Below are 822 nucleotides of genomic sequence, written 5' to 3' on the forward strand. Positions count from 1 at the left end.
AGGCCGTACCACCCGCTATACTTACGGCGCGTTTGACCTGCTGACTCAGGTTACCCGGCCCGATGGCACGGTATTACACTTTGGCTATGACCGGCTGACCCGGCTGAACTCAGTGACCGCCTCCACCGGTGAAACCTATCGTTATGAGCGGGATGCCGCCGGGCAGATTATCCGCGAAACTGACTTTACCGGGCGTACCATCACTTATCAGTACGATACATTGGGGCGACGTATTCAGGCACAATATCCCGACGGACAACAGTTACGCTGGTATTACTCTGCTGCCGGTTCACTGATCAAACAGGAAAGCTGGCAACCGGAAGACGGCAAGTTAGCGCTTAAAGACACCACCACCTACGAATACAACAAACGATATCAATTGGTAAAAGCCACCAATGCCGATGCCGTGGTGGAATACGAATATGACAAGGCCACTGGCCTGCCGACCTGTGAACGTATCAATGGGCGGGAAATCACGCGCAAATGGGATAATCTGACGGGACGTCCTGTCAGCGAAAGTGTGGATGGTAATACCCTGCACTTCGGTTATAACCTGTCGGGGAGTCTGAATCACTTTCAGCTTAACCAGCATGCGCCACTGACCTTCCAGCATGATGCGCTGGGGCGGGAAACGGTGCGCGAAAGTGCCAACGGGTTTATCCTTGCCAGCCGCTACACGGCAACTGGCCTGCTGGCACATCAGTCGGCGGGTCAGGCTACCCCATTTTTCCGGGAAACGCTGGCGCAAAACGATCCGCACTTCCCACCCCAGGCCACCGCCGTCAACCGGAGCTGGCAATACGACCGCGCCCATAACGTCCG

1 pseudogene is annotated in these 822 nt (G+C 55.8%); it reads left to right on the forward strand.

The annotated features are described in order from the left end of the window. Positions 1-822 (forward strand): annotated as a pseudogene (locus Xind_RS19660) (RHS repeat-associated core domain-containing protein); the annotation flags it as partial.

The organism is Xenorhabdus indica, from assembly GCF_014467235.1.
Taxonomy (GTDB): domain Bacteria; phylum Pseudomonadota; class Gammaproteobacteria; order Enterobacterales; family Enterobacteriaceae; genus Xenorhabdus; species Xenorhabdus indica.